The sequence below is a fragment of the Mesorhizobium sp. WSM4828 genome, assembly GCF_055811175.1.
The window spans coordinates 77,327-85,847 of sequence record NZ_JBVVQK010000007.1; the positions used below are offsets into that span (position 1 = coordinate 77,327).

Below are 8,521 nucleotides of genomic sequence, written 5' to 3' on the forward strand. Positions count from 1 at the left end.
CTCGTTCCTCAGACCGGCTTCTTGCCGGTCGGCCGGCTCCTGTTTCCGGGCGACGGCTTGGTCGGCTTGGCGGCAGCCTTCGCCGGTTTGACCTTGGCCTCCGGCGCCTTGAAAGCAGACGCCGGCTCGGCCTTGTTCTTGGGGCTCTTGCGCTGTTTCGAGACGTCCTCGACCTGTGGCTCGGCCTTGTTGGCATTGGCAGCCGAATGCAGCGGCGCGGCAACGCTCGCCGCCTTCTCGGCCGCGGGCGCGACTTTTGTCGCCGACGGCGATTTCAGCGCCGGGCTGGTCTCGACCGCGTCGGTCTTCGGCTTGCTGGTATTCGAGGGCGCAACCGGCGCCGGCGCGGCAGAAGCGGCTGGCTGAACTGGTGCTGCCGCGGCAGCCGCCGGCGCCACTTCCTTGGCGGCCTTGGTCGCGGCCCTGGTTTCCCTGTCGCGGGTCGCCTTGAGGATCGCCTTTTCGCTCTTGAGAGTCGTCAGGCCGCTGGCCGGCTCTGAGGTGACGCGGCCGTTTTGCGGCCCTGGCATCACCGAAGCACCCTTGCCGGCGTCATAGAGGTCGATGATCTCGGCAAGCCGCTCCGGCGTCAAATCCTCGTAGGTGTCCTTGAATATCATCACCATCGGTGCGTTGACGCAGGCGCCGAGGCACTCGACCTCCTCCCACGACAGCGTGCCCTTGTCATTGGTGTGAAACTGGTCGTGATGGATCTTCGAGCGGCACACATCCATCAGCGCTTCCGAGCCGCGCAGCATGCAGGGCGTGGTGCCGCAGACCTGGATATGGGCGCGGGTGCCGACCGGATTGAGCTGGTACTGCGTATAGAAGGTCGCGACTTCCAGCCCACGGATATAGGGCATGCCGAGCATGTCGGAGATCGTCTCGATCGCCGCCTTGGTGACCCAGCCTTCCTGCTCCTGCGCCAGCATCAGCAAGGGGATGATCGCGGATTGCTCGCGCCCCTTCGGATATTTCTTGATCCACTGCTTCGCCGCTGCCGCATTCGCCCGGTTGAAGGCGAAGGAGGCTGGCTGGAGGCTGGCTTCTGCGAGACGGCGGACTGACATTTAGCGATCGACCTCACCAAACACGATGTCGAGGGAGCCGAGAACGGCGGTGACGTCGGCCAGCATGTGGCCGCGGCACAAAAAGTCCATGGCTTGCAGATGCGCGAAGCCGGGCGCGCGCAACTTGCAGCGATAGGGCTTGTTGGTGCCGTCGGAGACGAGATAGACGCCGAACTCGCCCTTCGGCGCCTCGACTGCCGCATAGACCTCGCCGGCCGGCACGCGGTAGCCTTCGGTGTAGAGCTTGAAGTGATGGATCAGTGCTTCCATCGAGCGCTTCATCGCCGCGCGCTTCGGCGGCACCACCTTGCCGTCGAGGTTCGACACCGGTCCGCTGCCCTCCTTGCCGAGCAGCAGGTCGACGCACTGGCGCATGATTTTCGCCGACTGCCGCATCTCTTCCATGCGCACCAGATAACGGTCGAAGCAGTCACCGTTCTTGCCGATCGGAATGTCGAAGTCCAGCTCGGCATAGCATTCGTAAGGCTGCGATTTGCGCAGGTCCCACGGCGCACCCGAGCCGCGCACCATGACGCCGGAAAAGCCCCAGGCCCAGGCGTCCGCCAGGGAGACGGTGGCAATGTCGACATTGCGCTGCTTGAAGATACGGTTGCCGGTCAAAAGCGCGTCGAGATCGTCGACCGACTTCAGGAACGGGTCGATCCAATTGCCGATGTCCTCGATCAGCTTCTGCGGCAGGTCCTGATGGACACCGCCCGGCCGGAAATAGGCAGCGTGCATGCGCGAGCCCGAGGCGCGCTCGTAAAACACCATCAGCTTTTCACGTTCGACGAAACCCCACAGCGGCGGCGTCAGCGCGCCGACATCCATCGCCTGCGTCGTCACATTGAGAATGTGCGACATGATGCGTCCGATCTCAGAGTAGAGAACCCGAATAAGCTGTCCGCGCTTCGGCACCTCGATACCGAGCAGCCGCTCGGCCGCAAGCGCGAAGGCATGCTCCTGGTTCATCGGCGCGCAATAGTCGAGCCGGTCGAGATAGGGCACGGCCTGCAGATAGGTCTTGTGCTCGATCAGCTTTTCCGTGCCGCGATGCAAAAGCCCGATATGCGGATCGACACGATCGACGACCTCGCCGTCAAGCTCCAGCACAAGGCGCAAAACGCCATGCGCCGCAGGGTGTTGCGGGCCAAAATTAATGTTGAAATTGCGGACGGAGGTTTCAGCCATTCACTGTTTTGCCTTCTCGTCCCCCGGCAGCACGTAGTCCGTACCTTCCCACGGAGACAGAAAATCGAAATTGCGGAATTCCTGCTTGAGCTCGACCGGCTCGTAGATAACACGCTTGGCTTCGTCGTCGTAGCGCACCTCGACGAAGCCGGTCAGCGGAAAGTCCTTGCGCAGCGGATGACCCTCGAAGCCGTAATCGGTCAAGATCCGCCGCAGATCGGGATGGCCCGAAAACAGCACGCCGTAGAGGTCGTAGGTCTCGCGCTCGAACCAGTCCGCGCCGGGATATATCCCGGTGATCGACGGCACCAGTGTCTCTTCGTCGGCCTGGACCTTGATGCGGATGCGGATATTCTGCCTCGGCGACAGCAGATGATAGACGACGTCGAAGCGCTTTGCCCGCGACGGATAATCGGCGCCGCAAACGTCGATGATCGAGATGAACTGGCATTTCGGGTCGTCGCGCAGGAAGGTCACCACCTCGATCAGGTCGCGCGGCTCGACCGAGATGGTGAGTTCGCCATAGGCGAACACCGCCTCGCCGATCCGGCCTGTCAGCTTCTCGCCGAGATAGGTCGAGAGATCGTTCAACGCCTGGGTCATGACAGCCTCGCCAACCAGCCTAGAACCTTGTGCGAGTCATCCGGATCTTTCTCGCCAAACCAACCGCTCTCCCTGGCGGCATCAATGGTCAAAAAAACCTGACATTCATTGTCGTCACCCGGCTCGCCAAAAGACAGCTTTCCAACAAACTGCCGGGTTTCCAGATTGGCGGGGTCGCCATTTAGAGCAACGCATTCCACAAACAGCTTTTCGGCAGGCGCTCCCTGGCCAGACGCTGCGGAGGGAAACTTGGCCGACATTTCAGCAATCAGATTCTTGGTTCGATCCCCAAGCGATCGCAGTCTCACGTCGCCGTGGTAAAAGACTATTCGTGGGTCGCTTGTCGGCTCAGCTTCCCAGTCATTCAATCGGATGTCGACACCGACACCACCAGCACCAAATTTCGTGTCTGTTGAAAGCGCCGACGAATAGAACGTCGAACCGGAGTCCGTCTTTACAAATCGCTGCTCGGACGTTTTGAACATCAAATTCAGCCAAGGCTCAGGGTTGCCATAAATGATCCGATCTTCATCCATGGCGATTTACCGTTCGATCGTGCCGGTGCGGCGGATCTTCTTCTGCAGCAGAAGGATGCCGTAGAGCAGCGCTTCGGCGCTCGGCGGACAGCCGGGCACGTAGATGTCGACCGGCACGATGCGGTCGCAGCCGCGCACCACCGAATAGGAATAATGATAATAGCCGCCGCCATTGGCGCAGGAGCCCATCGAGATGACGTAGCGCGGCTCCGGCATCTGGTCATAGACCTTGCGCAGCGCCGGCGCCATCTTGTTGGTCAGCGTGCCGGCGACGATCATGATGTCGGACTGGCGCGGAGACGCGCGAGGCGCGACACCGAACCTTTCCGAGTCATAGCGCGGCATCGAGGTGTGGATCATCTCGACGGCGCAGCAGGCGAGACCGAAGGTCATGAACATCAGCGAGCCGCTGCGCGCCCAGGTGATCAGCGCCTCGGTCGAGGTGACGAGAAAACCCTTGTCGGCCAGCTCGTTGTTGATCTCCAGGAAGAATGGATCGTCGGACCCCACCGGCCTGCCGGTGTTGGGGTCGATGAGGCCCTTGGGCTTCGGCGCGACGAGCGTGCCGGAATTGTCGCTCAATCCCATTCCAGCGCTCCTTTCTTCCATTCATAGGCAAAGCCGATGGTCAGCACCGCCAAAAACACCATCATCGACCAGAAACCGAGCATGCCGATCTGACTGAACGACACCGCCCAAGGAAACAGGAAGGCCACCTCCAGGTCGAAGATGATGAACAGGATCGACACCAGGTAGAAGCGGATATCGAACTTCATGCGGGCGTCGTCGAACGAGTTGAAGCCGCACTCATAGGCCGAAAGCTTTTCCGGATCGGGGTTGCGGTAGGCCACCAGGAACGGTGCGGCGAGCAGCGCCAGGCCGACGACCAGCGCCACGCCGATGAACAGGACGATGGGCAGGTACGAACCTAAAAGTGCGTTCATGCTGCAGTTTCCGTTAGCGGCCAATCCACTCTGATTACAGCACCGGACCCACTTGCGGAAGCGTGACAGTTTAACCACTGAACCGTTTTAAGGGGGCTCTATGCTGCAACGCGGCGAGGGTTAGCGCAGCGCTTTCGGCGAAGCAAGTCAAACCTTGTTCAAATCGCGGTGCTGGGCGGCATATCCGGCAAAACTGGTCCGATCCGCTCCTGTTTGATTTCTTTCACGTTTTACTCCACTTTTCTCTCCTGACATGGATGCCGCCAAAACCCTGCTAGCATGGCGCGGAATCGCAGGTCATTTTCTCTGTCTAACATCGTCCGGATGCCGCCCTTCATGAAGGAAAAAATCTCGCTTCGCATGGCTCGCCGCATCGCGCTGGCGGCACAGGGATTCAATGACCCCCGCCCCGCCGGTACGCCCGACCGCAGACATCTGGCTCGCGTGCTTGCCCGTACCGGCCTGCTGCAGATCGATTCCGTCAGCGCCGTAGTGCGCGCCCACTATATGCCGCTCTATTCGCGGCTTGGCCCCTACAAGCTGGCGCTGCTCGACGACGCCGCCGTAACGCGCAAGCGCATGGTCTTTGAATATTGGGCGCACGAAGCCTCGTTCCTGCCGGTCGAGACCTATCCGCTGATGCGCTGGCGCATGCAGCGGGCCGAGCGCGGCGACGAAATGTACAGCGGACTGGCCAAATGGGGTCGCGAGCACGCCGCCTATATCGAGGAGATCTATCGCGAGGTCTCCGAACGAGGCCCGATCGCGGCATCTGCTTTTGAAGGCCAGAAGGGCAATGGTGGCTGGTGGGGCTGGAGCCATGCCAAGCACGCCTTCGAATGGCTGTTCTGGGCCGGCCGCATCACCACCGCGCATCGCCGCGGCTTCGAGCGGTTCTACGATCTGCCGGAGCGCGTACTGCCGCCGGCGGTACTCGCTCTGCCGGTTCCCTGCCCCGAGGATGCGCATCGCGAATTGCTGCGTATCTCCGCCCGCGCCCACGGCGTCGCCACGGCAGGCGATCTGCGCGACTATTTCCGCCTCTCGCCCGCCGATATCAAGGGCCGCCTCGAGGAGCTGGTCGAGGCTGGCGAGCTGTTGCCGGTGAGCGTCGAAGGCTGGAACAAGCCGGCCTATCTCCACAAGGACGCCCGTTTGCCGCGCAGGATCGAGGCGCGCGCCTTGCTCGCGCCGTTCGATCCTGTCGTCTTCGAGCGGTCGCGCACCGAGCGGTTGTTCGACTTCCACTACCGCATCGAGATCTATACGCCGGCAGAAAAGCGCCGGTATGGCTATTATGTGCTGCCGTTCCTGCTCGGCGACAGCATCGTCGGGCGCGTCGACCTCAGGGCCGACCGCCCGGCCGGCGTGTTGCGCGTCCATGCCGCCTATGCGGAGCTCGGCGCCCCGCCGCAAACCGCAGCCGAGCTTTTCGAAGAATTGAAGCAGATGCAGGGCTGGCTCGGGCTTGAGCGGATTGAAGTCACGCCTGCGGGGGATTTGGGCCATGCGCTGGCGGATGTCGCGGTTTCGTAAGGGATTGCCGATCTCGGCGCTGCCCCTCATCCGCCTGCCGGCACCTTCTCCCCGTGTAGTGACGGGGAGAAGGGACGCTGCCGCAACCTAGGCGCTCAGCCTTACAACCCTGTAGATTGGCGAAGTCCCAAACGAAGTCGTCCTTTCTCCCCGTCACTATACGGGGAGAAATGCCCGGCAGGGCAATGAGGGGCAGCGCCGACATCGAAAATTGCTCTAAAGCGTTTCCCTCGCCGTGTCGGAACCATGCGTTGACACCACCGCCTGCAAAAGCCTAAATCCATTCCAGACGGTCCCCTGCCCGCAACGGCAAGGGCCAAGAGGGAATGCGGTGCGAAATCTCGATTTCAAATCCGCGGCTGTCCCCGCAACTGTAAGCGACGAGCCAAGGCCGAAAACCACTGGGATATTCCCGGGAAGGCGGCACCCAGGCGATGACCCGCGAGCCAGGAGACCTGCCGTCTAGGACATAAGAATCCGATCGCCTGGCGGGTTTTCCGGGCAAGGAGCCTGATTTGGAACGCGACAGCAGTTTTCCGGCTGAGACAGCGGATTTATTGTCCGGCCATGGTGATTCCCCGGCCGGCGTTACCGTCATCGTCTGCTCGTCCTGCCGTGACGAGACCGGTTCGGACGCCCATCCCCGCGCCGGCGAACTGCTCGCCGAGGACACGCGCCGCGCCGCTTCCAGCGAAAACATTAAGATCCGCACCGTCGAATGCCTCGGCAATTGCAAGCGCCGGCTCAGCGCCGCGATTTTGCGCGACGGCTGCTGGAGCTACGTCTTCGGCGACCTGACCGCGACCAGCGGCGCCGATCTCGTGACCGGCGCAAAGCTGTTCGCCACCTCGACGGATGGGCTCATTCCGTGGCGCGGCCGTCCCGATTGCCTGAAGCGCGGCCTGGTTGCCCGCATCCCTCCCCTTGACCTTTTGAAGGACCTGACATGACCGCTGCCTCCCTTTCGCGCGTTCCCTGCACCGTCGTCACCGGCTTTCTCGGCGCCGGCAAGACGACGCTGATCCGCCATTTGCTCGAAAACGCCAAAGGCAAGCGGCTGGCCATCATCATCAACGAGTTCGGCGACATCGGCATCGACGGCGAGATCCTGAAGGGCTGTGGCATCGACACCTGCCCCGAGGAAAACATCGTCGAACTGGCCAATGGCTGCATCTGCTGCACCGTCGCCGACGATTTCGTTCCGGCGCTCGACCAGATCCTGTCGCTGACGCCGAGGGTCGACCACATCCTGATCGAGACGTCCGGCCTCGCTTTGCCCAAGCCGCTGGTCCAGGCCTTCCAGTGGCCGTCGGTGAAAAGCCGTGTAACGGTCGATGGCGTCATCGCCGTGGTCGACGGGCCGGCGCTGGCTGATGGCCGCGTCGCCAACGACATGGATGCCCTGCAGGCGCAGCGCGCGCAGGACGAGACGCTCGACCACGACGATCCGGTCGAGGAAGTATTCGAGGACCAGCTCGCCTGCGCCGACCTGATCATCCTGTCGAAGAGCGACCTGCTCGACGCCGCCGGCTCGGCCCGTGCCAATGCCGTCATCGGCAAGCATGTTGCGCGGGCGGTGAAGATCGTGCCGACCTCGCAAGGCAAGGTCGATCCGTCGGTGCTGCTCGGCCTCGGGCTTGCTGTCGAGGACGACATCGAGAACCGCAAGACCCACCACGACGACGAGCTCGACCACGAACATGACGACTTCGATAGTTTTGTCATCGACATTGCGTCTGTGTCCAACCCGGACGAACTGGCACAACGCGTCGCCACGGCGGCGGAGGAGGAAAACGTGTTGCGCGTCAAGGGTTTCGTCGAGGTCGGCGGCAAGCCGATGCGGCTCCTGCTGCAAGCCGTCGGCCCGCGCGTCAACCACTATTACGACCGCGCCTGGACCGCTGAAGACGATCGCCGCTCGCGCCTCGTCGTCATTGGCCTGAAAGGGCTGAACCGTCCGGCGATCGAACGTATCCTCGCCGGCTGACCTCAGGCACGAGCCGCCATGCACATCCTCACCACGACATCCGCCTCGCTCGACGATCTCGCCGAGCCTGTCGATCTCAGGCAAACACCTGCGGATGTCGTGGCCCTGTCCTTCACCGACAGCGACCTGGCCGGGCTGGCGGCGGCGTGGAAGGCAGATGCGGGCCGCCTGCCCTCAATGCGGCTGGCAGCACTGCGCGATCTGCGCCATCCAATGTCCGTCGATCTCTGGATCGACAGCGTCGCCCGCCATGCCAAGGTCATTCTGGTCCGCATCCTCGGCGGCTATGACTGGTGGCGCTATGGCTGCGACCAGCTTGCCTCGACTGCCCGGGCAGGCGGCATAAAACTGGCGCTGCTGCCCGGCGAGAGCCACGACGAGGATTTGCGACTGATTGAAGGCTCGACGCTGCCGCGCGAGGAGTTGGGCGGCCTGCTTGGCTATTTTCGTGAGGGCGGGCCGGAGAATATGGCGGCGCTGGTGAGGAGGCTGGCAAGTCTCGCTGGATCGGGTGTGGCGGTCGCTGAACCGGTCAGCGTGCCAAAGGCGGGATTTTACGAGCCGGGACTGGGGGTCGTAGAACGCGGCGTCCCCCTCCCCCTTGAGGGGAGGGTCCGGCCGCAGGCCGGGGGTGGGGTCCTCTCCGCAGCGCGC

9 protein-coding genes, 1 pseudogene and 1 riboswitch are annotated in these 8,521 nt (G+C 62.7%); of the genes and pseudogenes, 4 read left to right on the plus strand and 6 right to left on the minus strand.

Annotation, left to right across the window (positions count from 1 at the left end; translation table 11 throughout):
• Positions 1–8: 8 nt before the first annotated feature.
• The 6 genes from nuoE to AC0L2X_RS10645 are packed head-to-tail and all read right to left on the minus strand — an operon-like array spanning position 9 to position 4,344.
• Positions 9–1,070 (minus strand): NADH-quinone oxidoreductase subunit NuoE, encoded by a 1,062-nt coding sequence (gene nuoE, locus AC0L2X_RS10620; protein ID WP_473557481.1) that lies wholly within the window; start codon positions 1,068–1,070, stop codon positions 9–11.
• A complete protein-coding gene (locus tag AC0L2X_RS10625; RefSeq protein WP_473557478.1) occupies positions 1,071–2,261 on the minus strand; it encodes an NADH-quinone oxidoreductase subunit D in 1,191 nt (396 codons plus the stop codon).
• Positions 2,262–2,864, minus strand: coding sequence for an NADH-quinone oxidoreductase subunit C (locus AC0L2X_RS10630; protein ID WP_473557477.1), 603 nt, complete (start codon positions 2,862–2,864; stop codon positions 2,262–2,264). It abuts the gene before it with no gap.
• Positions 2,861–3,400 (minus strand): hypothetical protein, encoded by a 540-nt coding sequence (locus tag AC0L2X_RS10635; RefSeq protein ID WP_473557475.1) that lies wholly within the window; start codon positions 3,398–3,400, stop codon positions 2,861–2,863. The genes AC0L2X_RS10630 and AC0L2X_RS10635 overlap by 4 nt, the downstream gene beginning before the upstream one ends.
• Positions 3,401–3,406: 6 nt before the next feature.
• Positions 3,407–3,988, minus strand: a complete 582-nt coding sequence (locus AC0L2X_RS10640) for a NuoB/complex I 20 kDa subunit family protein (RefSeq protein WP_352466871.1) — start codon at positions 3,986–3,988, stop codon at positions 3,407–3,409.
• On the minus strand, positions 3,979–4,344 hold the full coding sequence (locus AC0L2X_RS10645; protein ID WP_023720750.1) for an NADH-quinone oxidoreductase subunit A: 366 nt from the start codon (positions 4,342–4,344) through the stop codon (positions 3,979–3,981). The genes AC0L2X_RS10640 and AC0L2X_RS10645 overlap by 10 nt, the downstream gene beginning before the upstream one ends.
• A gap of 336 nt (positions 4,345–4,680) precedes the next feature.
• On the opposite strand from AC0L2X_RS10645, the gene AC0L2X_RS10650 reads away from it, so the two are divergent.
• From AC0L2X_RS10650 to AC0L2X_RS10665, 4 genes and pseudogenes are all read left to right on the plus strand, one after another.
• On the plus strand, positions 4,681–5,880 hold the full coding sequence (locus AC0L2X_RS10650) for a winged helix-turn-helix domain-containing protein (RefSeq protein WP_473557472.1): 1,200 nt from the start codon (positions 4,681–4,683) through the stop codon (positions 5,878–5,880).
• A 273-nt stretch (positions 5,881–6,153) separates the two neighbouring features.
• A riboswitch (cobalamin riboswitch) is annotated at positions 6,154–6,357 on the plus strand.
• A gap of 38 nt (positions 6,358–6,395) precedes the next feature.
• On the plus strand, positions 6,396–6,830 hold the full coding sequence (locus AC0L2X_RS10655; RefSeq protein ID WP_292664694.1) for a DUF1636 family protein: 435 nt from the start codon (positions 6,396–6,398) through the stop codon (positions 6,828–6,830).
• Positions 6,827–7,867, plus strand: a complete 1,041-nt coding sequence (cobW, locus tag AC0L2X_RS10660) for a cobalamin biosynthesis protein CobW (protein ID WP_473557470.1) — start codon at positions 6,827–6,829, stop codon at positions 7,865–7,867. Before AC0L2X_RS10655 ends, cobW begins: the two co-directional genes overlap by 4 nt.
• Before the next feature lie 18 nt (positions 7,868–7,885).
• A pseudogene (locus tag AC0L2X_RS10665) lies at positions 7,886–8,521 on the plus strand (cobaltochelatase subunit CobN); the annotation flags it as partial.

Bases quoted from the DNA above. Each gene is read 5' to 3' on its own strand.
- AC0L2X_RS10640 (WP_352466871.1), bottom strand. From the start codon at position 3,988: ATGGGATTGAGCGACAATTCCGGCACGCTCGTCGCGCCGAAGCCCAAG.
- AC0L2X_RS10625 (WP_473557478.1), bottom strand. From the start codon at position 2,261: ATGGCTGAAACCTCCGTCCGCAATTTCAACATTAATTTTGGCCCGCAA.
- nuoE (WP_473557481.1), bottom strand. From the start codon at position 1,070: ATGTCAGTCCGCCGTCTCGCAGAAGCCAGCCTCCAGCCAGCCTCCTTC.
- cobW (WP_473557470.1), top strand. From the start codon at position 6,827: ATGACCGCTGCCTCCCTTTCGCGCGTTCCCTGCACCGTCGTCACCGGC.
- AC0L2X_RS10645 (WP_023720750.1), bottom strand. From the start codon at position 4,344: ATGAACGCACTTTTAGGTTCGTACCTGCCCATCGTCCTGTTCATCGGC.
- AC0L2X_RS10630 (WP_473557477.1), bottom strand. From the start codon at position 2,864: ATGACCCAGGCGTTGAACGATCTCTCGACCTATCTCGGCGAGAAGCTG.
- AC0L2X_RS10650 (WP_473557472.1), top strand. From the start codon at position 4,681: ATGAAGGAAAAAATCTCGCTTCGCATGGCTCGCCGCATCGCGCTGGCG.
- AC0L2X_RS10635 (WP_473557475.1), bottom strand. From the start codon at position 3,400: ATGGATGAAGATCGGATCATTTATGGCAACCCTGAGCCTTGGCTGAAT.